This window comes from Jeotgalibacillus proteolyticus, from assembly GCF_002926065.1.
GTDB classification, from domain to species: Bacteria; Bacillota; Bacilli; order Bacillales; family Jeotgalibacillaceae; genus Jeotgalibacillus; species Jeotgalibacillus proteolyticus.
On record NZ_PREZ01000008.1, the window covers coordinates 119,100 to 141,662 of the forward strand.

The 22,563-nt window shown below is 41.8% G+C and carries 20 protein-coding genes, 1 pseudogene and 1 riboswitch; of the genes and pseudogenes, 11 read left to right on the forward strand and 10 right to left on the reverse strand.

From position 1 onward, the window contains the following. Window positions 1-105: 105 nt before the first annotated feature. Together C4B60_RS18575 and C4B60_RS18580 are read right to left on the reverse strand one after the other, a co-directional pair. The gene (locus tag C4B60_RS18575) at window positions 106-1,434 is read right to left on the reverse strand and encodes a DUF4179 domain-containing protein (protein ID WP_104059538.1); all 1,329 of its coding nucleotides are present in this window, start codon (window positions 1,432-1,434) and stop codon (window positions 106-108) included. Then, the gene (locus C4B60_RS18580; protein WP_104059539.1) at window positions 1,421-1,948 is read right to left on the reverse strand and encodes a sigma-70 family RNA polymerase sigma factor; all 528 of its coding nucleotides are present in this window, start codon (window positions 1,946-1,948) and stop codon (window positions 1,421-1,423) included. Before C4B60_RS18580 ends, C4B60_RS18575 begins: the two co-directional genes overlap by 14 nt. Window positions 1,949-2,106: 158 nt before the next feature. Here C4B60_RS18580 and C4B60_RS18585 point away from each other — a divergent pair, with 158 nt between their 5' ends. After that, window positions 2,107-2,313: a Fe3+ hydroxamate ABC transporter substrate-binding protein gene (locus tag C4B60_RS18585; protein WP_245154051.1), complete on the forward strand. Its 207-nt coding sequence runs from the start codon at window positions 2,107-2,109 to the stop codon at window positions 2,311-2,313. Between the two features lie 41 nt (window positions 2,314-2,354). On the opposite strand, the gene C4B60_RS18590 is transcribed toward C4B60_RS18585, so the two are convergent. Beyond that, the gene (locus tag C4B60_RS18590) at window positions 2,355-4,784 is read right to left on the reverse strand and encodes a S8 family peptidase (protein WP_104059540.1); all 2,430 of its coding nucleotides are present in this window, start codon (window positions 4,782-4,784) and stop codon (window positions 2,355-2,357) included. Window positions 4,785-5,048: 264 nt separating this feature from the next. Further along, complete coding sequence (locus C4B60_RS18595) at window positions 5,049-6,344, reverse strand: YjzC family protein (RefSeq protein ID WP_104059541.1); 1,296 nt, start codon at window positions 6,342-6,344, stop codon at window positions 5,049-5,051. 86 nt (window positions 6,345-6,430) lie between these two features. Between C4B60_RS18595 and C4B60_RS18600 the strand changes: the two genes are divergently transcribed. Further along, window positions 6,431-6,667, forward strand: a complete 237-nt coding sequence (locus tag C4B60_RS18600; protein ID WP_342365051.1) for a hypothetical protein — start codon at window positions 6,431-6,433, stop codon at window positions 6,665-6,667. A 156-nt stretch (window positions 6,668-6,823) separates the two neighbouring features. Here the strand turns inward: C4B60_RS18600 and C4B60_RS18605 are convergent, their stop codons facing one another. Further along, window positions 6,824-7,081 (reverse strand): hypothetical protein, encoded by a 258-nt coding sequence (locus C4B60_RS18605; RefSeq protein WP_104059542.1) that lies wholly within the window; start codon window positions 7,079-7,081, stop codon window positions 6,824-6,826. Between the two features lie 151 nt (window positions 7,082-7,232). On the opposite strand from C4B60_RS18605, the gene C4B60_RS18610 reads away from it, so the two are divergent. The 5 genes and pseudogenes from C4B60_RS18610 to C4B60_RS18630 all read left to right on the forward strand — a co-directional run bounded on the left by C4B60_RS18610 (window position 7,233) and on the right by C4B60_RS18630 (window position 10,326). Next, window positions 7,233-7,412 carry a YfhD family protein gene (locus C4B60_RS18610; protein ID WP_104059543.1) on the forward strand — a complete coding sequence of 60 codons (180 nt, stop codon included), beginning with the start codon at window positions 7,233-7,235 and terminating at the stop codon, window positions 7,410-7,412. 132 nt (window positions 7,413-7,544) lie between these two features. Further along, window positions 7,545-8,552, forward strand: a complete 1,008-nt coding sequence (locus tag C4B60_RS18615; protein WP_104059544.1) for an NADP-dependent oxidoreductase — start codon at window positions 7,545-7,547, stop codon at window positions 8,550-8,552. Between the two features lie 314 nt (window positions 8,553-8,866). Then, the gene (locus C4B60_RS18620; RefSeq protein WP_104059545.1) at window positions 8,867-9,283 is read left to right on the forward strand and encodes an alpha-helical endospore appendage domain-containing protein; all 417 of its coding nucleotides are present in this window, start codon (window positions 8,867-8,869) and stop codon (window positions 9,281-9,283) included. A 44-nt stretch (window positions 9,284-9,327) separates the two neighbouring features. Further along, the gene (locus C4B60_RS18625; RefSeq protein ID WP_104059546.1) at window positions 9,328-9,741 is read left to right on the forward strand and encodes a hypothetical protein; all 414 of its coding nucleotides are present in this window, start codon (window positions 9,328-9,330) and stop codon (window positions 9,739-9,741) included. Between the two features lie 120 nt (window positions 9,742-9,861). Beyond that, window positions 9,862-10,326, forward strand: a pseudogene (locus tag C4B60_RS18630) (glycosyltransferase family 2 protein). Between the two features lie 42 nt (window positions 10,327-10,368). Here the strand turns inward: C4B60_RS18630 and C4B60_RS18635 are convergent. Together C4B60_RS18635 and C4B60_RS18640 are read right to left on the reverse strand one after the other, a co-directional pair. Next, window positions 10,369-12,000: a catalase gene (locus C4B60_RS18635; protein WP_104059621.1), complete on the reverse strand. Its 1,632-nt coding sequence runs from the start codon at window positions 11,998-12,000 to the stop codon at window positions 10,369-10,371. Between the two features lie 415 nt (window positions 12,001-12,415). Beyond that, complete coding sequence (locus tag C4B60_RS18640) at window positions 12,416-12,916, reverse strand: YhcN/YlaJ family sporulation lipoprotein (RefSeq protein ID WP_104059547.1); 501 nt, start codon at window positions 12,914-12,916, stop codon at window positions 12,416-12,418. 132 nt (window positions 12,917-13,048) lie between these two features. Further along, window positions 13,049-13,240: riboswitch (cobalamin riboswitch) on the forward strand. Between the two features lie 129 nt (window positions 13,241-13,369). Between C4B60_RS18640 and metE the strand changes: the two genes are divergently transcribed. The 4 genes from metE to C4B60_RS18660 all read left to right on the forward strand — a co-directional run bounded on the left by metE (window position 13,370) and on the right by C4B60_RS18660 (window position 19,896). After that, window positions 13,370-15,640, forward strand: coding sequence for a 5-methyltetrahydropteroyltriglutamate--homocysteine S-methyltransferase (gene metE, locus C4B60_RS18645; protein ID WP_104059548.1), 2,271 nt, complete (start codon window positions 13,370-13,372; stop codon window positions 15,638-15,640). Between the two features lie 241 nt (window positions 15,641-15,881). Then, window positions 15,882-17,201, forward strand: coding sequence for a sigma 54-interacting transcriptional regulator (locus C4B60_RS18650; RefSeq protein ID WP_104059549.1), 1,320 nt, complete (start codon window positions 15,882-15,884; stop codon window positions 17,199-17,201). After that, entirely contained in the window at window positions 17,201-18,517 is a 1,317-nt protein-coding gene (locus tag C4B60_RS18655) for an aspartate aminotransferase family protein (RefSeq protein WP_104059550.1), read from the forward strand. Before C4B60_RS18650 ends, C4B60_RS18655 begins: the two co-directional genes overlap by 1 nt. 11 nt (window positions 18,518-18,528) lie before the next feature. Then, entirely contained in the window at window positions 18,529-19,896 is a 1,368-nt protein-coding gene (locus C4B60_RS18660) for a YjiH family protein (protein WP_104059551.1), read from the forward strand. Between the two features lie 192 nt (window positions 19,897-20,088). Here C4B60_RS18660 and C4B60_RS18665 read toward each other — a convergent pair whose 3' ends face one another. The 3 genes from C4B60_RS18665 to C4B60_RS18675 all read right to left on the reverse strand — a co-directional run bounded on the left by C4B60_RS18665 (window position 20,089) and on the right by C4B60_RS18675 (window position 22,555). Next, complete coding sequence (locus C4B60_RS18665; protein ID WP_104059552.1) at window positions 20,089-20,586, reverse strand: DoxX family protein; 498 nt, start codon at window positions 20,584-20,586, stop codon at window positions 20,089-20,091. Between the two features lie 261 nt (window positions 20,587-20,847). Beyond that, window positions 20,848-21,696 (reverse strand): NAD(P)H-hydrate dehydratase, encoded by an 849-nt coding sequence (locus C4B60_RS18670; protein WP_104059553.1) that lies wholly within the window; start codon window positions 21,694-21,696, stop codon window positions 20,848-20,850. 103 nt (window positions 21,697-21,799) lie between these two features. Next, entirely contained in the window at window positions 21,800-22,555 is a 756-nt protein-coding gene (locus C4B60_RS18675; RefSeq protein ID WP_104059554.1) for an exodeoxyribonuclease III, read from the reverse strand. Between the last annotated feature and the right edge of the window lie 8 nt (window positions 22,556-22,563).

Consider the following 22,563-nt stretch of genomic DNA (forward strand, 5'->3'; position numbering starts at 1 on the left):
AAAGTTTGGAATTATCAAAGGTTAAAGATTATGGAAAAATGACTTTATAACTTGGTTGATTTTTGTTTTAAGGAAGACGCTTCAATCAGTTTATGGTTAATTCATTTAGTTCATTAAAGAATTTATGTTAATTTTAATTCGGACATCCCCCTTAATCCTTGAAGGATAGTTAGTTAATTGGACTGTTAATGGATCGGTATAGCTTTCTGTAGGCAATTCGAATCCGTATCTGGCATCAAGACCGGAGGAACGTAGAGATGAACCGTTAGTATTAAATTCCTTTCCATCTGCATCCCGTACCTCTCCAAAAAGAAAATATCTAAAATCCTCTACACCTTTTAACTTAATAAAAAAGTAGCCGTCCTCAATTTCAGCTGGGAGAAAAAAGTTTTCTTTAGGCTGACTTACTATTTCCATATTTTCAGTATCAATGACTACGTATGGGTGATCCTTATCAACTGCCTGTATTTCCCCTATTTCCAGGTATAGTTCTTCAAACTGCTCAAAATAGTTACTTTCCAGATAAACCTCCCAGCCGTTTTCGTTATCTCCTGAAGATTGGATCCCGTCCGAGGTTTTGGACCATGTTCCCCCTTTTTCATCCACTAACTGAATGGAATCAAAATGAAAGATCTTTTTTGTATTTTCAGGATCGGCTTTTATTTTCACTGCCGTTCTTATTGGATGAATGGTTATATTTTCAACAAACAGCTTTTGTCCTTCCACTTCTATTGTTTCATTTATTTCATATACCCGGCTCATTTGTTCCAGTACTTCCATGTTAAAAGGAATAGAGAAGCTTTCTGATGAAGCTGAGCTTTCTATATCTGCGTTAAAAATAAACTCCGTTTCATAAAGTGGTTCAGAAAACAAATATTCAGCTGAGACAGTAATTTCCTTTATATCCTCGTAACCAGGAGATCCGCTCATTGAAAAATCAATCGGCAGCTCGTTCCCTTCCCCATCTGTTAAACTGACATCCCCTGCCATTAGATTAGATTGAGTTTCATCTGCTTTGACCGTGTAAAAGAGGACCATCCCCTGCTGATCATAGATAGCGGAATCAATTGAAAGCGTGATGCCATTTTGTGTTTCGGATACGCCAATTGCCTGCATATATTCATTTTCCACCGCAGACATCAGCCCTTTATCGTGATTAATTAACTCCACAATTTTTCCCATCCCAGGGATTGAGGCGACCTGGCTTGCAAAAACCGGGGATACTCTGATGGAAGTGACAAGTGTGATGAGCAGGATCGCTGCGGTGAAAGCAGTCCAAATCCAGCGTTTTTTCTTTGTCATTTGTTTTTGTTTTTCTCTTTTGGCTTTCTGAAATCCTTCCTGTATAGACGTATTCAACAAATCTGCTGGAATCTCTATTTCATCAATTGAAGATTTATAGTTTATTAAGCGCCGCTCTTCATTTTGAAACACGCTGCTTTCCTCCTTCCTCTTCCATGATTGCTTTAAGCCTGCTTAACGCTTTGGTCAGCCAGGTTTTAATCGTACTCTCCGGCCGGTCCATGATCATGGCTATATCTTTTAGCTTTAAATCATGGAAGTATTTCAAAAGCAGGAGCTCCCGCTGTTTTCCGTCAAGCTTTTCCAGTGCTTCTTGTATTTCGATAAAGGCATAATTATCTTTCATGCCAATTGTTCTTATCATTTCATCATTAAAATGATGCTGGGCCGTTTTTTTAAGAGTATCCTGGCAGTAATTGATCATAATCCGGATAAGCCAGGTTTTAAAATAAGCCGGCGTTCTCAGACTCCCAATTGCTTTATACGCCCGATAGGTTACTTCCTGCAGAGCCTCAAGTGAATCGTGTTCATTTTTTAAGTAAGCATATGCGGTTTTATAAAGGTCAATTTTAAATTCATCAATTAATGATATAAATGCTTCATCATCACCGGCAATTGCCGCCTTTACCTTTTGGATGACTTCCACATCATGCCCTCCTTTCAAAAGGGGTTCTATGTATTAGACTGGAGAGTATGGAAAAAGTTTTATTTTGCGAAATTTTTTTTTACAGGAGAGTAAAACCTTCTCCTTATGAGTAATGGTAACGATCTAAAGAAACCTTTTTTTAAAACTAAATCGTATCAATGTTAGAACTATTTTCGCTGGAGGTGATGATGGTGTTCGGAGAGAAACCAAAATGCTCAGGCTATGGTAAAGAGATTAAAGGCAATGACGTTGTTTTGGTGAGAATGAGATACCCCATGTATAAAGGAATGACTGAAAAAAAGCATTTTTACGGAATGAAGGTCGTTTTATCTGTTCAGGATTGCTTCTACAAAAAAACCGGATAAAGGGTTGGCCCTCTATCCGGTCTTTTACTATCGTATTAGGTTTATCTTAGTCGGAAATTCACGCCAGCAAGATCTGTTTTACCAGCCTTTGTTGCATAGGCATAGACATTGTAATAGCCTGGTGCCAGCTTCGTACCATTAATTTTTCCGTCCCATGCGAATGTCTGGAATCCTGATCCCACATCCGTAACAATACCGATGTCCCCCAGATATTGTAGAGGTGCTCCGTTTGCATCTGATCTGTAAACAAATAGATCTACTGTCTCAGCACCGCCCGGGAAGTAGGCACTGATGGTGAAGGCTTCGCCGTTTTGTGCCACGCTCATGCTTGATACACGAGGATAATCAGGCTCCTGTACAAATAGAATCGTAGGAACATTGATCGTTTCTGTTCCATTTGAAACGTTGATTGAGCCTTCATAATAACCTGGTGCAAGCTTGCTTGCATCAACCTGAACATTCATATTGATTTTCTGGCTTGATCCAGCCTTTACCTTAAGATTTTTACTATTGTTAACTTTAATTGCTTTTCCGTGCTCACCAAAATCTACATCAAATGAGTAGGTTTGCTGTTTGGAAGATAGATTTTTAATCGTGAAATGATTTTTTTCTACCTGTTTCCCTTTGGATTTAGAGAAAATACCAAATGAGTGACTGGCATCTGTTACAAGTGTTGTCGTCTGAAGTGCATCGACTACGCGGATGCTTCCAGCTCCCTGCGTATTGTGAGGATATGATTTTCCGGTTGCAGGATCAATTAAATCCTCAGCTGTATTCATTAGAGATGCTTTTACATCCTCCACGCCCCAATCAGGATTCGCCTGCAAAATAATTGCTGCTGCTCCCGCTACGTGAGGGGACGCCATACTTGTTCCCTGCAATGCTGCATAGCCATGCGGATTTGCTGCAACATGAGTTGGTACAGTGCTTGTAATGTTAACACCAGGTGCAGATACATCAGGTTTAATCATCCATGTATCGACAACAGGTCCTCTGGATGAGAAGCCGGCCATTGTTTCCCCTACAGCCTGATCAAACTCAATGTTAAAGGAAATTTTGTTATTGCCTGCTGCAAGCTCCGCCAATAATTTCTGACCGTCAGCAAGGGTAGTTTTGATCGTTGGCACAGCAAGACCCGGTACATCAGCATGCTCACCTTCAATGTTATTGTAGATCACTGCCCCTACTGCTCCTGCAGCTTTTGCATTTTCTGCTTTATCAACAAAAGGAAGAACTCCTCGTGCAATCAAGGCAATTTTACCTGTAAGATCTTTACCGGCAAAGTCTTCCGGTGCTCCAATTCCTACATGTACAAATTCGTATTCTCCATTATTAAGGGCAAGAAGCTCCTCTTCTGTTGGAAAGCCCTGTACTTTAGCTGAAGGATAGCTTACACCTTCAGATGTGAAAATATCAGCGCTGAATACGTTGTACGGGAGCTGTGTAGCACCAACCGAGATCGCTTCGCGGGACGTTCCCGGAGAACCTACCGTCCAGTTATTCGGTCCGCTGTTGCCGTTTGAGGTTACCGCTACAACGCCTTCTGCCATTGCCCAGTCAAGAGCGATTGATGTAGCAAAATCAGGATTGTTTAATGAGTTTCCAAGAGATAGATTCATAATGTCGGCGCCGTCAAGAACAGCCTTTTCAATCCCTGCGATAACGTTTTGTGTTGTACCGCTTCCGCCAGGTCCGAGTACTCGGTACGCAAGAAGCTCAGCATCCGGGGCTACCCCTTTAATGCCGCCATTGGCTGCGACTGTACCAGCCACATGTGTGCCGTGAACGGTTGAAGCGCCACGAGGATCACCAGCTGGCGTTTCCTGAGGGTCATTGTCGTTATCGACGAAATCATAGCCTTTGTATTCTCCAAAAGCATGCTGCAGATCCGGATGTGTGTAATCAACTCCTGTATCGATGACAGCAACTGTCACTCCTTCACCAGTGTAGCCCAGGTCCCATGCCTCCTGAGAACCGATAAAAGGTGCGCTGTCAAACATTTCAGGACTGAAATCTTCCTCAGTAATACTCATCCCTTCCCCAACATCAGTCGTTGTATATGTAACATCAGGATAAACAGCCTTTACTCCCTCTACTGCCAGTAAAGCAGGAATTTCATTTTCCGGCAGATTAATAGAGAATCCTGAAAACACATGTTCATATTCTCTGTTCACTTTCGCATTTGATAGTTTTTTTGTTACCTCTGCCTTTACTTTATCGCGTTTATTTTTAAGATTAGCCTTTGTTTGGCTCTTTCCTGTGTTTTTTGCTTCAAGAATCGATGGTTCGGTTAATTCCACGATAACAGTTTCTGTGTTGGAGGATTGAAAATTAAAGTCCCCGTAAAGCTCTGCTAGTGTGTTGGCATCCTTTTCGTTTGAACTGGAGTTTGCCCCCGCTCCAAAAGAAAAAGAAGAGAATGCTAGTAAAACGGTAAGAAATACTAGAATTGATTTAAATATACCTTTCATTTATAACTTCAGCCCCTTTTTTAAGTTATGCGCGATGCTTATTTTCACCCTCTTTCTCCTGCGCCTGTAAAAAGTTTCAATCATTAGTAAAATTCAATTGAAAGCTTATTATTTCCTTGAGATTAATTACCTGTTTTATACATATTATTAAAATAGGTAATTAAACACATAATTTTCAGATAATATGACCTTTTGACTTATGTAAAAGAAAAAGCAGAAGCTCATTTTCATGAACCTCTGCTTTTTCAAAGTGATGATTATTTATTATGGCTTTCGCTTAGGCATCCAGACTCGGTCTTTATTTTTCGTCTCCGGAAATTCCTCTCCAGCTTTGAGCTTAATTTGATTTGGATCATTAACAGTGCTGCCCGTTTCCCCAATTTCTACATAGTACCCATTGTTCGGGGCTTTTTGTCCTGGTTTAAATTGATGGTTCTGTCCCATAATCTTCCCTCCTTTTTTAAGCTTCTTTCTAGTATGACCGCTCTTGGTTATTTTATTTTTTAACTTTAAAAGTGCGGAGACGAACCGCAGAAAATGAAGTGTATAGTTATATCGTTTGGAAATATCCAATATCTTAGGTATCGTGAATTCATTAAAAAAATCAAAAACAGAATTATTTTGATACCATTCCTGATTCCAAAAGTTTGAAGCATATTTTCCCCAGGCATTTTCAAGAACAGGACTGTAGATCATTTTTCCGGTCTTCTTTGAAAAACAATCCGGCCAATAATCAGCGCGTGATCCTGAATGAACCGTGGAAGCACAAAATTCCGTGATTTCTTCAGTAAGGGAAGGAGAGGAGAAAAGCATGGCATAAAGCCGTTTTCCAAGACTAATTCTTTTTTCTAAAGGAGCAAAATGACTTACGTTTCGTCCGATCAGCTGAGTCTGTCCGAAATTACGGTGAGGAAACACAATATAATTAAAATGAAAAAATTCCTGAATCCGAAAAAGCCTCGATTCGTAAACCTTCTTCTGAAAATGGCTGTTAGAGATTAAACGCTGTTCGATATAATGCTGCTCATTAATAATGAGGGCAACGGTTAGAAGCTTTGAGCTAGGTGAGTTTAGAAATGAGTGCCAGATAGGCTCCATAAAAGAAGATACACCAAAGAAAGGGAGCAGTTTAAAGTAATTTTGCCGGTCATTTTTGCTTTTCTCATAAAGCAGCAGCTGCGGAAAGGCATCATGAAAGATAAACGCATTTGCCTTTTCTAAAAAGGCAAAAAAATCTTCTTTTTGCTGCTCGGAGAAAACAAACTCCAGCAGATTCCCCTTTAAATCCGTCATACTCCACCCTCCGTTTCTTGATACCAAATGAGCAAGGAGCGCCCAATGAATCTCAGGGTGTCTTTGATAAAAATCAAAATAAGCCTGTGTTCTTGTCACGTTGGTCTGGTTTAACATACTGGTTTTTTTGTTAATTTCCTTAACCAATTCTTTTTCCTTTTCGTTCAGCTCCGGCTTATGCTTTATCTGGTTATGTGATTTCCATTTCGCAATCATGTCACGCTCTTCTTTAGACAATGTGTATGACGATCCTCTTCCCTCCTTCATTCTCACTCACCTCTTTACTTAATTTCCCTAACATAAATCTTCAACCTGCTTCATAAAAGTAAAATGATGAGAAAAGGAGGAAGGTTATGCTCGATCAGCAAGTAGAAAATGTATTAAATGATCTGATTCAAATAGAAAATAATTCCTCTGCGCTTTATTTAGCCATGTCTGCTTATTTAGCCAACCTGAATTATACGGGAATGGCCGCCTGGCACATCAATTTGCTGCTCAGACAGACCCTCAAACAGCCGTCGTTCTCCAGGAATTTCTGCGGGAGCAAATTGATGAAGAAGCACAATCACAGACGATCGTGGACCGCTTGAGTATTGCAGGAAGTAACGCAGCAGCTATTCTGGTATTGGATCAGCAGCTCGGTCAGCGCGGCACTGCAGCAGCTCCGGGAGCCGGGACTGCACCAGCAGGTGGATAACAATCAAAAGCAGGACATCCTTTCTATTATGGATGTCCTGTTTTTTATATTAAAATCCATTCATGTTTTCTTTTGTCTGGATGAGCTGTTCTTTCAGTTCGCGGATCGGCCCAATGTCTCCTCTTGCTGAAGAAGCGTTTTCGCAGGCGCGTTCAGCATGACCAAGCTTGTCCTTTGCTTCCTGGATATGAAGTGCTGAAGGATTAGTTTGAGCAAGCCCCGCTGCCTCTATGGCATTGTTTACGGAGTTGCTTAGTTGAAGAATAACCTCATCATCCTTCCAGCTTGTATCAGTCCTGTTTTCCATATTTCATCTCTCCCTTTACTTGTTTAATTTACTATGGCAATTAACCGGTTTTTTTATTCAGGAGAATGGCTGCCTGAAATCCCCTGCAATAATTTAAGCCGCATTGCTTCATACTAGGACTGTACTTCATTTTCTTAAGGAGGTTTTCATTATGAGCAGGTCCAATAATAAAACGCCTTCAGCCAATAAAAATTCCTTGCCCCAAACACCAAAGGGATTGAAGATTGCGCCTGAAAATGTAAGTGAGGAGTTTGCAAGGGAGCTTGCAGCTCATGGTGATACCATTTCAAAGCGGGAGCTGAACAGGCTCAAGCTGAATAAGAACAAGTAATAACACGCGGTTCTTGGGCACTTTAGCCTGGGAACCGTTTTTCGTGAGGCGGATTAGTTTAAATTAATCCCCCTCCTGCGTTACAGTGGGTACATAGAAAAATGCCTTACAGAAAATGGAGGAGATTAACTTATGCAAAAGAAAATTCTTTTAATTAACCGTCCTGAAGGTACACCTGATCACAATGATTTTAAAGTGGTGGAAGCAGAAATTGACCAGCCGTCTGACGGTGAGGTGCTTATTCGTACCATTTACATTTCCGTTGACCCCTATCTACGTGGACGAATGAACGAAGGAAAGTCCTATGTAGAGCCATTTCAATTAAACGAGGTTATTACAAGCGGCGTGATCGGCCAGATAGAGGATTCAAAATCCGATCGTTTCAGCAAAGGAGACGTTGTCCTTGGCTCTTTAGGATGGCAGGAGTATTCGATTGCGAAGGAAGATACGATCCGAAAAATTGATCACAATCAGGCACCTGCCTCTGCTTATTTGAGCGTGTTAGGGATGACCGGATTAACAGCTTATTTTGGCTTACTTGATATCGGAAAACCAAAAGAAGGCGAGACTGTAGTCGTTTCAGGCGCTGCCGGAGCCGTCGGATCTGTTGTAGGGCAGATTGCTAAAATAAAAGGAGCGCGGGTTGTTGGGATTGCTGGTTCAAATGAAAAAACAAGCTACCTGAAAGATCAGCTCGGCTTTGATGCAGTTATTAACTATAAAACACAAAACGTTCCAGACGCTCTTAAAGAAGCGTGTCCTGATGGAGTTGATGTTTATTTTGAGAATGTAGGCGGTGAAATTGGCGATGCGGTGCTCCCGCTTTTAAATAATTTCGCGCGTATTCCAGTATGCGGAGCTATATCTTCATATAACAATGAAACGGAGGATAAGGGTCCGCGTGTGCAGGGGCATCTGATTAAAACCAGCTCACTTATGCAGGGCTTCACTGTCGGCAACTACTCTTCCCGGTTTGGTGAAGGAGCAAAAGAGCTTGCCGGATGGTTAAGTGAAGGTAAAATTCAATACGAAGAAACTGTTACAGAGGGCTTTGATCATACGATTGATGCTTTTCTTGATTTATTCAAAGGTAAAAATCTTGGAAAAGCGCTTGTAAAGGTTGGAGACATTAACGAATAATTATTGCCCTAAAAATTTCCGCAAAAAGACTGGGACATAACGTTAATTTTAAAAACGTGAGGTGAATGGAGCGGAAGGGGGCGACTCCTGCTTAGAGGAAGCGGGAACTTGAGATCCACTTGCGTTAGCAAGTTAGCGCAGGGCCCCGCCCCGCGAAAAGCGTCCTCCTGAAGCGCAGTGAACCGGGTAAACGAGGTTGAGACACACATTTGTCTCAGCCTCGTTGTGCGTTTAGAATCATTCACACATTTGCCCAGCTTACATATTATAGTGAAAGTTACCCTGTTCAAAAATTAAGAAAAGTGGTGAATGATATGTCCTTGCCTAATATTCCGAATATCACACCAGTCATCTCCCTGGACCGCTGTGAGACCCTCAACCTTTTATTATCTTCCATTGCAATGGAGGAAATCGCACTTTCCCATATATTAAATGCTGAAGGAGAGAAGCTTCAGTTATTTTTAAAAACATGCCCAAAACATTTGGATGACTTCTTACTGATAAATGAAAGCATCAATAAAACCCTGCGCACAATTGTCAGATCCCAGCTGTTGCTTGAAATGAAGCTTGAGGACGCAGCAGATCTTGCTAAGAAATCAGATTGCTTCCCTCATCGCTGCTATGATGATAGAAAAAAATGCAAAAAAACCCCCTGCAAAGAATCCACTCATCCTTGCAAAGAAAAGGAATGTAAGGGTTGTATGTATTGTGGCAAAAAAACCTTACATTAAAAAAGACCAAAGCGAGGGGTTGTGCAGAAAGGAGTCCTGAGATAATGGCCGTTCACCTTGATGCGGAGAAAAATAAAACCTGCCTTTTGTCTTTTTCCAAAACATATGTCTGTTTTCTTACTCATACTGTTACTTTACTATTTGGATATCCTTATCATTACGAAGAAAAAAGACTTCATTTTGAACGCAGCCTGTTAGCTTCCATGAACCTGCTGGCAGCTCTTCATGAAAAAAGCTTTTCAAGGGATATACTTTTTCCTGACATTGAACTCTGTGTCCCAAATCAAAAAAGTCATGAAAAGGGCTCATCAGATACATTTATTGATCACTTGTACCAGCTTGACCGCCTTATTAATGGTTATCCTTTTCTACTCCCCAAGCATAAAAAGCTTTATGAAACTTTGTTTAAGCTTATTCTCCATTACTATGATTGCACTCCTGCAGGGTTAAAATCGTGATCGAAAATAGTGGTCTCGATCGTCCATGGGTGGGGAATAAATCGATCGGTTTGTTTTGAAGGAAACTATAACGAAAGCATGGATATGTGAATGAGTGATAAACCATTTTTATCTCTTTGTATGATTGTAAAAGATGAAGAACAAGTGATAAGAAAATGCTTAAAAAGTGTAAAGGATGCTGTAGATGAAATTATTATTGTAGATACCGGTTCTACAGATGGAACGATTGATATTTGCGAGGAATTCAATGCACAGGTTTTGCCCTAAGAATGGATCGATGATTTTTCAGCTGTTCGTAATTATGGCCTGCTGCATGCAAGCGGAGACTGGATTTTGTGTCTCGATGCAGATGAGGAACTTGATTCTGCTGATAAAAATAGTTTAAAGAATAAATTGGAGACCACAAGTGCAGCTATCCTCTCTCTTCCCATCTTAAGCTATACTGGTAAATTAAATTCTGACCCTAAAGAAGATGTGTTTGTCTTTTACCAGGCGTATCATTTCCTGGGACTTCGTCTTGAAGCCTTAATCAAAAAAGAAGAAGCCCTTGCCGCCTTCCAAAAAGAAAAAGACTCGTATTCCTAAAAAAATCCCCTCTCAGCCTGTCGTTGAGAGGGGATTACGTTTTTAATATGGATCTGCTTTATTTCCTTTGCTTTGAGCGCTGTAAACAGCTTTTTCACTTTTTATGGTACCAAGGCTCTCTTCGTTGCTTTGATTTTTCATCTCAGCTTTGACCTGCTCTAATTTCTCAGCTACACGTCTGCCGTATTCTTCATCAGCTTGCGTGAAATGGTCAATCATCGTCTCCTGGATGGTTGTGTGGCAGACAGCGAGCGCATCAGCAAGGTTGCTGACAAGCTCTTCTCTTTCCCACTCCTCAAAATTGCGGTAGGTCTCGCCTGCCTGGCCAAAGTTATTTGGACGGTCAATCGGCTCTCTTACTAGTTTATCGTTGTAATGAGGCTGGTGGTCCTTGCCCTCACGCTCCGCTTCTTTAAGTCCATCCAATACAGACGGCTCATAGTTAACATGTGGGTTTTTACCCGGCGGTGTATCTACGTAATAGGTGCTTTGACCATCCCGCTGATTTGTTGCTACGCGTTTTTTCGGCGCATTAATCGGCAGCTGCAGATAGTTTGCACCAACACGATAGCGCTGGGTATCAGAATAGGAGAACGTTCTTCCCTGAAGCATTTTGTCGTCAGAAAAATCAAGTCCATCCACAAGAACTCCAGTACCAAAGGACGCCTGCTCCACCTCAGCAAAGAAGTTTTCAGGATTTTTATTCAGCACCATTTTTCCTACAGGAAGGAATGGGAATTTATCAGTTGGCCATAGCTTTGTATCATCAAGCGGATCAAAATCAAGCTCAGGGTGCTCATCATCGCTCATGATCTGAACGCAAAGCTCCCACTCAGGGTATTCTCCCCGGTCAATCGCTTCATAAAGATCCTGAGTCGCATGGCTTGTATTTTTCGATTGGACTTCATCTGCTTCCTTCTGTGTCAAATTACGGATACCCTGGCTAAGCGGCTCCCAGTGATATTTTACAAGCACCGCTTTTCCTTCCGCATTAACCCACTTATAGGTATTAACACCGGAGCCCTGCATCTGCCGGTAATTTGCCGGGATGCCCCAAGGGGAGAAAAGAAATGTCACCATATGGGTCGCTTCCGGGGATTGGGAAATGAAATCAAACATTCTTTCAGGATTTTGTATATTCGTTACGGGATCCGGCTTAAAGGCATGGATCATGTCTGGAAATTTAATTGGATCGCGTACAAAGAAAATCTTCAGGTTGTTACCAACAAGATCCCAGTTTCCATCCTCTGTATAAAACTTAACAGCAAATCCTCTCGGGTCACGTGCCGTTTCCGGAGATTCCTTTGCTCCTGCTACAGTTGAGAAACGGACAAAGACAGGTGTTTGTTTACCTGCGCCCTGAAAAACCTTGGCTCTCGTGTATGTAGAAACATCTTCATCACCGGCTTTGCCATATGTTTCAAAATAACCGTGAGCGCCTGCGCCTCTGGCGTGAACAACTCGTTCCGGTATTCTTTCGCGGTCGAAGTGAGAAATTTTTTCTAAGAAATCGTAGTTCTCTAACGTGGTAGGGCCTCTATTTCCAACTGTTCTAACATTTTGATTGTCTGTAACAGGGTGTCCCTGACGATTGGTTAAGCTTTCCTTTGACTCGCCTGTACCCGTCCGTTCATCCCTGGAATTGCCTGCACCTTCTACAGAAGTACCTGTCATGTGATCCTTTTTCTTATCCAAGAATAATCCTCCTTCACCTATTTTTTACTTTCACTGAACTATTCCCCATAGTAAAATAAGGTAAACGCCAGATTAGAATAATTTTTATTTGATTTTAATGATTGTTAACATAATATAATGACTTATCAGATCCTAGCCTATAATTAAACGAAGCTGGGATAAATGAGTCTCAGCCTCTTTTACCCGGTTCACTGCGCTTCAGGGGGATGCTTTCCGCGGGACGGGGCTTGAGCTAACTTGCTTCGCAAGTGGATCTCAAGCTCCCGCTTCTTCCCGCAGGAGTCACCCCCTTACGCTCCGTTCACCTCACGTTTTTAAAATTATTGTTATGTCCCAGCCTCCGTTTATCTGCTTCAGAGAAACACTTTTACTACCCCTGCTTTAGCACTAACATTTAGGTTGTCTTATCCGGGAAAATCCGGTCGACTACCTGATTGAATTCATTTGCAAGACCTTCAACAGGCTCTCCTTCTTTTACCCGATTGCCGTATTCAGCCATGCGGTCAGTAAAGTCAGGATTTGATGAGACATACACATGCTCTACACCCTCAAGATCAGCTTCCTCTACTTCCTTTGTCACCTTCTCCTTAACCTCACTTGGGATTTCATTTGCAGCAGTATCTTTTAAATTAACCGCTACAAAAGCATTGTGAGCAGAAACAAATACCCAGGCGTGCTCGACTTCATCTAAATTTGCAATGCGGTCTGCTACTTCTTCCTCCACATTTAAGCGGGCATCATTGTTGTCCTGTGTATGACCATCCTCTCTGTTTACAAGGTTTGCGACTTCAGGATTGTCGTTTTGTTCAACTGCTTCATCTGCCTGGTTCACATTACATGCAGCGATTAAGAAAACAGCAATAACCAGCTGGACTCCAATCATCATTTTTTTCATGTTAGTCCCTCCTTATTCATTTGATCTTAAATTAACCAGATTTTTCTTTTATATGTATGGAACTTACTCACTTGCTCTTGATTCAAAATAAAAGATTGACAATTCAAACAGACAGAGATAAAGTAAAAAACAATTTCATATGTGGAAAAAGGTATTTTGAAAATTTGTTTTTTCAAAATTTAAAAGGGAATCCGGTGCAAATCCGGAGCGGTCCCGCCACTGTAATAGAGGAGTCATTACGAATACGCCACTGGCTAATGCCGGGAAGGCCGTAATGATGCTTAACTCTAAAGTCAGGAGACCTGCCTGTTTCGACAACACTGTGATGTACCTACGGGAGATAGGGAGGTGTTAACTTTATCAGCAGAACTTCTATGGATATTGTTGCCTCTTTGCGATGGCAGCAATGTCCTTTTTTTGTTTTAAAAACTTAATTTTTGGAGGTTACCTATTATGACATCAGTTAAAAGCAGCAATATCGGATATCCAAGAATCGGGGAAAATAGAGAATGGAAAAAAACATTGGAGGCATTTTGGTCATCATCGATTTCAGAGGAAAGCTTCTCGATCGAGATGAAAAAGCTAAGACTCTCTTATCTAAAAAATCAGCAGGAAAAAGGGATTGATTTTATTCCTGTCGGTGATTTTTCTTATTATGATCATGTGCTGGATACCGCTGTGATGTTTGGACTTGTTCCGAACAGATTTAACCATGCAGGTGGAAAAGTATCTCTATCCACTTACTTTTCCATGGCGAGAGGCTCAGCCGCTGCACATGCCTGCGAAATGACCAAATGGTTTGATACAAATTATCATTTTATCGTTCCTGAAATTGAAGATAAAAAGCCCGAGCTGGTTCAAAATAAACCGCTTGAAGCATTTCTTGAAGCTAAAAAAGAACTTAACATCCATGGGAAACCGGTTATTCTTGGCCCCTTCTCTTTTTTGAAATTGGCAAAGGGGTATGATAAAAGCCATTTTGAAGAAATACTGCAAACCTTTATTCCGGTTTATGTCCAATTGCTTCAGGAGCTCAAAGATGCAGGTGTCTCTATTGTTCAAATAGATGAACCAGTATTAGTTACAGATTTGAGCGATGATGAAATGGACGTATTCTCTCGAGTTTATAACGAAATTTGCCAGCACGTGCCTTCCTTGGAAATCATCCTGCAAACGTATTTTGAAGCAGTCACTCATTATAAAGAGCTTATCTCACTGCCGGTTAAAGGAATTGGGCTTGATTTTGTCAGAGGCCGTGAAGAAAATCTTGCTTCCATTAAGAAGCACGGATTCCCTTCAGATAAGCTGCTCGCAGCGGGCATACTCGATGGAAGAAACATATGGAAAACGAGAATGGAGGACAGTGTATCCCTTCTACATGAGCTAACTGAATATGTTTCCGTTGATCAGCTGGTGCTTCAGCCATCCTGCAGCCTTCTGCATGTGCCTATTACAGCCGAAAATGAGACCGCCATACATCCTGAAGTAAAAGCAGCGCTTGCCTTCTGTCACGAAAAACTCGATGAATTGACTTTGTTAACAAAGGCGATGAATCATCCCGGTGAAGATAGCAGCTTCCTTCTTCAAACGCAAGATGAGGCCATAAATAAGTTAAAAGCGTCCAACCTGCGGGAACGAAAAGAAATGAACGAGCTTCCTTCAAAAAGGAATAAGGTATTTGCAGACCGCTTCCCACTCCAGCATGAAAAATGGAAGCTGCCTGTTCTTCCAACAACCACGATCGGAAGCTTTCCTCAAACGAAGGAAATCCGAAAAATCCGTGCAGATTGGCGTAAGGGCGAATTGCCTCATTCAACATATGAAACATTGATTAGAGAAGAAATAAAAAAATGGATTGAAATTCAGGAGAATATTGGACTTGATGTTTTGGTTCATGGGGAATTTGAACGGAATGATATGGTCGAATTTTTCGGCGAGAAGCTTGAAGGCTTTGCTTTTTCAAAAAATGGCTGGGTTCAATCCTACGGCTCGCGCTGCGTTAAGCCGCCAATTATTTATGGGAACGTTTCTTTTAGCGAGCCGATGACGGTAAAAGAAACCTTATACGCACAGTCTCTTACGGGCAAGCCTGTAAAAGGAATGCTTACAGGACCTGTTACCATATTAAATTGGTCATTTGTTCGAAATGATCTTCCTGAAAAAGAAGTAGCCTTTCAAATTGCTGAAGCTCTCCTTAATGAGGTCAAAAGCCTTGAGCATGCAGGAATCGAAATGATCCAGGTGGATGAGCCAGCACTGAGAGAAGGCCTTCCTTTAAAGCAGGACAAGCATCAGCATTATTTAAACTGGGCCGTTGAAGCATTTCGCCTGTCTACATCAGATGTCGCTGACACAACACAGATCCATACTCATATGTGTTATTCAGACTTTGAGGATATTATCCAGGCGATTAGTGATTTAGATGCTGATGTTATTTCCATTGAAACGTCAAGAAGCCACGGCGAGCTAATATCTTCCTTTGAAGAAACTACTTATGATAAAGGAATTGGTTTAGGAGTCTATGATATTCATAGTCCAAGAGTGCCTGACGAAGAAGAAATGAGCTCGATCATTGAACGGGCACTCGCCGTTCTTCCCTCCCGCCTCTTCTGGATTAACCCTGACTGCGGATTAAAAACCCGCAACGAAAAAGAAGTGGTCGAGGCCTTAACTAATATGACGTCAGCCGCAAAGAAGATACGTTCATCTATAACAATTAAATAATGAAACTAGGATCTATGAAGAGTATGGGACACATAAATAATTCTAGAAACGTGAGGTGAATGGAGCGGAAAGCGTCCCCCTGAAGCGCAGTGAACCGGACGTACAAGGTTGAGACACCAATGTGTCTCAACCTTGTTTTTTTCTATTTAAATATTCATTTAATAATATTTATACTTTCTATTGAATTTTTATTATCCGATAATGTATAGTCTTATACAAGAATGAATAAAGGGGTTGAATTATGAATCCGATTTTATTGCTGTCTAATACAAATGAAGAAATTATGGAGACAGAGGATGAAGATATCATTATCACAACCAGAGAAGGAAAAATCATAAAAGTTACACCGCAAAGCGGGGAGCATTACGGGCTTACCCCTCACGACCTTCTAGGAAAATCAGTACTCGATCTGCAGGAGCAGGGAATTTTCAATCCTGCTATTACGCCACAGGTAGTCCAGAAAAAAAAGAAAGTCATTATGGTGCAGACAACACCAAATGGAAGCCGTGTGCTAATTACAGGTATTCCTTTATTAAATGAAGAACAGGAAGTTGAATTTGTGATCAGCTATTCATATGAGCTTTCCCAGCTGCTTGTTATGAAGGACTATTTAAAGGAGCTGGAATCAGAAATCTCACATGTAAAAGAAGAGTTGGCTTTTTTACGAAATCAGCAGATGCAGCTGGACCATTTTTTCTCAGAAAGCCCCTCCACAAAACGGGCAGTCAATACAGCGCTTAAAATTGCCCGCTACAATACGCCTGTTGTCATTAGCGGGGAGCATGGTACCGGGAAAACCTCACTTGCTGCTTTTATACACAACCAAAGTGAAAAGCGGAACGGTCCTTTTATTGAAATCGACTGCAGCACTATCCCTGACGCTGTCTTTGATTCTGCTTTTAATGGGACAGAGCGTTCGGGAGGCTATGTCCAGCTTGCTAAAGGCGGAACGATAGTAGTAAACGAAATTGACCAGCTTTCAAAAAGCGCTCAATCTAGAATAGTAAAGATCCTTGAGAACCTCGAATCCACCCGGATTATTGCAGTAAGTGAAGAAAATTTAGAGGAAATGACGAGGCAAAACAGTTTTAGAGAAGATCTTTTTTATTTTCTTCATCTTGCCCCTATACATTTGAAGCCGCTTAGGGAAAGACCTGAGGATCTGGCTAAAATTATTACCGCTGCGCTCTCAGAGCTAAACAGCCAGTATCAACAGGAAAAAAAACTCAATGATCCCCTTTTTCTTCACCTTATGCAGCTTGAGTGGAAGGGAAATATCAGGGAGGTCAAAAATGTTTTAGAACGAAGCTTCCTGGAGAGTGAACAACCCATTATCAGTTTAGAAGACTTACCTGCTCTTTACCGGCCTGATAAGGATGAACAGATCGGGATTGAAATTGAAGGGCAAAGCCTGCCCCATATTCTTGAATATGTAGAAAAGAAAGTCCTATTAAATGCGCAGAAGCGTTTTAAAACAACGACTGAAATGGCGAAGATTCTTGGAATCAGCCAGCCATCGGTCGTCAGAAAGCTGAAAAAATACGGAGGAGCTGACATCTAATGACTACACAACAAACACCGGATTGGCAGGAGCTTGCAGGCTCCATTGGAAATTTCCTGGCTCCAAGCATGGCAAAGGACCACCCTAATCTCCCTGTCGTAAAAGCGGAGGGCTGCTATTACTACGGAGCTGACGGGAAAAAATATTTAGATTTCACATCAGGCATCGCAGTAGAAAATGTCGGGCACCGGCACCCTAAAGTAGTCCAGGCGATTAAAGAAAGTGCTGATCACTTACTGCATGGACCATCAGGCGTTATTATCTATGAATCTATTTTAAAGCTTGCCTATGAACTGCAGCAGATTTTGCCGCCAAAGCTAGATAATTTCTTTTTTGCCAACAGCGGCACTGAAGCAATCGAGGGAGCGATTAAACTCGCTAAATACGCGACGAAACGTCCTTATACTATTTCATTCACTGGCTGCTTTCACGGTCGTTCCATCGGTGCGCTCAGTGTTTCCACATCTAAAAGTAAATATAGAAAGTATATGCAGCCATCATGGCTCACGTATCAGCTGCCTTATGCCCATCCAGACGATCTCCCTAAAGGAGAGGCACCGGAAACGTTTTTCCCGGAAAAGCTGGAACGTGACGTCGAGAAACTATTTAATCACCAGGTAACACCTGAAGAAGTCGCCTGCATCATTTTAGAGCCTGTACTCGGTGAAGGAGGCTATATTATCCCTCCTAAAGAGTGGCTTGCAAAGGTTCGTGAAATTTGCGACCGCCATGGCATCCTGCTAATTTTTGATGAGGTTCAAACCGGATTCGGCCGTACCGGCGACTGGTTTGCTGCTCAAACCTTTGGTGTCACACCTGATATTATGGCAATTGCAAAAGGCATCGCTGCCGGTCTTCCATTAAGTGCAACCGTTGCTTCAAAGGAATTAATGGAAAAATGGCCGCTTGGCACCCACGGTACAACATTTGGAGGAAATCCAATGGCCTGTTCAGCTGCACTTGCTTCTCTTGAAGTCCTAAAGGAAGAGCGTCTGCTTGAAAATGCTCAAAACATGGGGGCTTATGCTAAAGAAGAGCTTGAAAAGCTTAAAGCAAAGTATAAATCTATAAAAACGATTCGTGGAGTGGGGCTCATGATTGGAATTGAGCTGCAGAATGTTAACACGAGCAAACCTGATGGAGAAGCTGTTATGAAGGTATTGGATGAATGTCTTGAGCGCGGTGTGCTGTTTTATCTTTGCGGAAATGCCGGTGAGGTTATCAGAATGATCCCTCCTTTAACGGTAACGAAGGAACAAATTAAAGTCGGAATTGATGTCTTGGATCAGGCACTAAGTGCTCTGCCAATAGAATAGGAGGAAAACCAGTGTCAACATTATATAAGGAAGATCAGCATCCTTCTTCATCTTCCACATGGAAGTTTATCCTTCCGTCTTTAATCGGTGCTTTACTTTTTTTAGTTCCTGTTAAGTTTAATGATGAAATTACGATCGGCGTGGGAATTTTAGCTTCTTTCCTCCAATCAGCATTTGGAGACTGGATTCCTGCATTTGTTCTTGTATTGCTTGGTGTGTCCGCTGTTTTTTCCCTGGCAGCTACCCTGTTAAAGCCTTCTTTTGTAGAGGATTCTTCCTTCCTCCGTTCTCTTTTTATAACTAATTTATTTGGACTTATTGTTCGGGCAGTTGGTTTTGCAGTCGGTCTGATGGCTTTTTATGAAGTAGGACCTGAAGCGATTATGTCAAGAAATACGGGCGGAGTCGTTTTATACGACCTGGCCCCTGTACTTCTTACCTGGTTTTTATTTGCCGGCATCCTTTTGCCTCTCCTTGTAGAATTTGGCTTAATGGAGTTTATTGGTGCGATTTTAAATAAAATTATGAGACCGCTATTCACATTGCCAGGACGATCATCAATTGATTGTATGGCCTCCTGGATGGGCGCTGCCCCTGTCGGCGTACTTGTTACGATGAAGCAATATGACGAAGGGTATTACACGAAAAGGGAAGCAGCTGTTATTGCTACAACCTTTTCTGTCGCTTCTGTAGCGTTCAGTCTTGTAATCGCTAATGTGATTGGAATCGGGCATTTATTTCTTCCTTTTTATCTTTCAGTGACAGCAGCTTCTATTATCGCTGCATTAATTATGCCAAGAATTCCGCCTTTATCGAGAAAGCCGGATACGTATCATGAACCTGTTGGAAAACAAATTGATGATACGATTCCTGAAGGCGTTTCTTTAGTCAAGTGGGGCTTTAATGAAGCACGAAAAAAAGCAGACAAAGCAGGAAGCGTAAAGCTGCTTGCTTCAAAAGGCGCCCATACTGTTCTGGATATCTGGCTTGGACTGATTCCGTTAGTTATGACGCTTGGAACACTTGCGATTATTGTTGCTGAATATACACCTTTATTCCAAATCATTTCCTACCCGTTGATTCCGCTTTTAACGCTTCTTGGAATTCCGGAAGCGTCCGCTGCTGCACCAACGCTGTTAGTCGGTTTTGCAGATATGTTCCTGCCGGCTGTTCTTGGAGCAGGAATTGAAAGTGAATTAACAAAATTCGTTGTAGCAGGAATTTCTTTAACGCAGCTTATTTACATGTCTGAGATCGGTATTTTGATTTTACGTTCGAATATTCCGGTTAAGTTTTATGAGCTGGTGATTATCTTTGTTTTAAGAACAATCATTACACTCCCGGTTATCGTAGTCTTTGCACATTTATTTGCAGGATAAGCAAAAAGGGATTGAGACAAATGTGTCTCAATCCCTTTTGTCCGGTTCACTACGCTTCAGATGGACGCTTTCCGAGGGGCGGGGCCCTTCGCTAACTTGCTTCGCAAGTGGATCTCAAGCTCCCGCTTCCTCCCACTGGAGTCGCCACCTTTCGCTCCGTTCACCTTTCGTTATACTTTTTCAGTTCTCGTTTTAAGCATGAACCTCTTTTAAACGGTGACGGTTAACTTTCTTTTTGGCCATTGGGATGGCGAAGCGGTCAAGTCCATAACGCTGTGCGCCGTAGCCTGCAAGGATAAGTATAACCGCTGCTGTCAGAAGGACAGGGTTTGTGCTGATTGTACCTGCGAGCAGGAAGTTCAGATTCATAAATGCACCTGCGGCAAGAGCCGGCACTGTCATCAATCCAACAATTAATCCAAGTCCTACGAATAATTCGCCCCAAGGAATCAGGATATTAAAAATTCCTACATTCGGTACCGCTACATTTTCAAGGAATGCAGCGTACCATCCGGCCACAACCGGCGCCTCTCCTCCTGCTTTTGCAATTGCTCCCTGTAAATAGCGGTTCGCATCAAAGCCTCCTGTTACTTTCCCCCACCCTGCTTCAAGCCACTGTACACCAAGCCAGATCCGAAGTACTGTCCAAACCGCTGCTGCTGCTTTGCCATTCCACCATTTTTCATTCATGTTCATTCTCTCCTTTTTATTGTGAAATATTTCACATATGTAAGTAAAAAAAGAGTTCCGGTTAATTATGTGAAGTATTTCACATCTATTTCTTATCTTTATAATAAAGTATGAGTTAAGAAAAAACAATACACTTGTGTATTATTTCACAAATTAGAAACAATTATTGTTTTTCTTCATTTCTTTCTTAATATATAGTAATTTCGGCAGTTTCCCCAAATAAAAAAACCTCTTTAAAAAAGAGGTTTCAATTGGTACTTTTTATTCGTAGCCTTTCCACACTTCCGGCAGCAAGTCAGACAGCTCGTGAGCGAGTAAGGTATGGGCAGATCGTGTTTCTGTCCATTTCTCCCCGCATGCTCCGTGAAGATGAACAGCATTTAAAACAGCATGCTTCCAGTTTTCTTCTTTGTGACAGCAAAGCATGCCGAGCATCATCCCGGTCAGCGTATCACCGGTCCCTCCCTTTGCAAGAGCGCTTGAGCCTGTAGGATTTTGATACACTTCCCCGTCAGGAAAAGCAATGACCGATTCATTCCCTTTTAACACGATCGTCACTCCCAGCTTTTCAGCTAGTGAGAGAGCGTGCCCGGCACGATCCTCCTTTACCACTTTGATCTCCATTCCGGTTATTCTTGAGAATTCTCCAAGATGAGGCGTCAAGATTACAGGAGCTTGTCTTTCAGGATAACTTCTCTCAGAAAGAGCCCCTGCATCGAGAATTAAAGGAACGTCACTGCTTAGCAGTTGTTTTATTGCAGCTTCTGTTGTGCTGTCCGGTTCAATGCCAGGCCCTGCAGCAGCTGCTTTATAAGAGTCAAGACCGGCTGAACTGTCTCCAATCTTTTTTAGCCCGTCACTTAAATAGGTTGCCTCAGGAATAATCGATACCGCATGTCCGATGACTTCCTTATCCGTTCCAATGACAAGCTTTCCAATTCCGCTTCTAAGGGCACCGATTCCTGCAAGCAGGGCTGCTCCCGGCATGTCCCGGCTTCCTGCCAACAGGAGACCTGTCCCATACGTTCCTTTATGACCGGTTGCCTCTCTTTTAGGCAGCGTAGATCGCACATCCTCTTCTGACCACCAGGATACTTCACCATTTGACATCTGCTTCACCTCCGAAATGCATTTACTCTGTCTTTTCCTAAAAAAAGCTGCAGATAAACAAATTCACAAGCAGAACTTGAATAATGTCATTTTACTATAAAGCCTAAGAACCTATTTCAAGTTGAACAGGGCAATGATCGCTTCCTAATACGTACGGATGAATGGCTGCATCGATTAATTTATCTTCTAATTTTTGCGAGGCAATAAAGTAATCAATTCTCCACCCTATATTTCGCTCCCGTACCTTGCTCATGTAGGACCACCAGCTGTAAGCCCCCTCCTGATCAGAATAAAAATGGCGGAATGTATCGATAAATCCATCCTGAAGTAAAGAAGTCATTTTTCCCCGTTCTTCCTCTGTAAAGCCTGAATTTCCCCTGTTTGGTTTAGCATTTTTTAAATCAATCTCCTGATGGGCAACATTCAAATCACCACAAATAATCACCGGTTTCATTTCATCAAGCTCGTTTACATAGGCTCTGATCTCATCTTCCCATTTCAGACGGTAAACGAGGCGTGACAGATCCCGCTTTGAATTTGGGGTATAAATATTTATCAAATAAAAATCATTATATTCAAGTGTCAGGATTCTTCCCTCCGGCTCAGATTCCCGATCTCCCAGTCCATATTTAACGGATAAAGGCTTTATTCGGGTAAATACAGCAGTTCCTGAATAGCCTTTCTTCTCCGCATAATTCCAGTATTGATAATAGCCTTCAAGCTCCAGTTCAATTTGGTTTTCCTGTACCTTTGTTTCCTGAAGACAAAAAATATCGGCATTTACCTGTTTGAAATAGTCCAGAAATCCTTTTTTGACACAGGCTCTAATGCCGTTAACATTCCATGATATGAGCTTCATATACTTCC

Bases quoted from the DNA above. Each gene is read 5' to 3' on its own strand.
- C4B60_RS18585 (WP_245154051.1), top strand. From the start codon at position 2,107: ATGTTAGAACTATTTTCGCTGGAGGTGATGATGGTGTTCGGAGAGAAA.
- C4B60_RS18590 (WP_104059540.1), bottom strand. From the start codon at position 4,784: ATGAAAGGTATATTTAAATCAATTCTAGTATTTCTTACCGTTTTACTA.
- C4B60_RS18595 (WP_104059541.1), bottom strand. From the start codon at position 6,344: ATGAAGGAGGGAAGAGGATCGTCATACACATTGTCTAAAGAAGAGCGT.
- C4B60_RS18600 (WP_342365051.1), top strand. From the start codon at position 6,431: ATGCTCGATCAGCAAGTAGAAAATGTATTAAATGATCTGATTCAAATA.
- C4B60_RS18605 (WP_104059542.1), bottom strand. From the start codon at position 7,081: ATGGAAAACAGGACTGATACAAGCTGGAAGGATGATGAGGTTATTCTT.
- C4B60_RS18610 (WP_104059543.1), top strand. From the start codon at position 7,233: ATGAGCAGGTCCAATAATAAAACGCCTTCAGCCAATAAAAATTCCTTG.
- C4B60_RS18615 (WP_104059544.1), top strand. From the start codon at position 7,545: ATGCAAAAGAAAATTCTTTTAATTAACCGTCCTGAAGGTACACCTGAT.
- C4B60_RS18620 (WP_104059545.1), top strand. From the start codon at position 8,867: ATGTCCTTGCCTAATATTCCGAATATCACACCAGTCATCTCCCTGGAC.
- C4B60_RS18625 (WP_104059546.1), top strand. From the start codon at position 9,328: ATGGCCGTTCACCTTGATGCGGAGAAAAATAAAACCTGCCTTTTGTCT.
- C4B60_RS18635 (WP_104059621.1), bottom strand. From the start codon at position 12,000: ATGACAGGTACTTCTGTAGAAGGTGCAGGCAATTCCAGGGATGAACGG.
- C4B60_RS18640 (WP_104059547.1), bottom strand. From the start codon at position 12,916: ATGAAAAAAATGATGATTGGAGTCCAGCTGGTTATTGCTGTTTTCTTA.
- metE (WP_104059548.1), top strand. From the start codon at position 13,370: ATGACATCAGTTAAAAGCAGCAATATCGGATATCCAAGAATCGGGGAA.
- C4B60_RS18650 (WP_104059549.1), top strand. From the start codon at position 15,882: ATGAATCCGATTTTATTGCTGTCTAATACAAATGAAGAAATTATGGAG.
- C4B60_RS18655 (WP_104059550.1), top strand. From the start codon at position 17,201: ATGACTACACAACAAACACCGGATTGGCAGGAGCTTGCAGGCTCCATT.
- C4B60_RS18665 (WP_104059552.1), bottom strand. From the start codon at position 20,586: ATGAATGAAAAATGGTGGAATGGCAAAGCAGCAGCAGCGGTTTGGACA.
- C4B60_RS18670 (WP_104059553.1), bottom strand. From the start codon at position 21,696: ATGTCAAATGGTGAAGTATCCTGGTGGTCAGAAGAGGATGTGCGATCT.
- C4B60_RS18675 (WP_104059554.1), bottom strand. From the start codon at position 22,555: ATGAAGCTCATATCATGGAATGTTAACGGCATTAGAGCCTGTGTCAAA.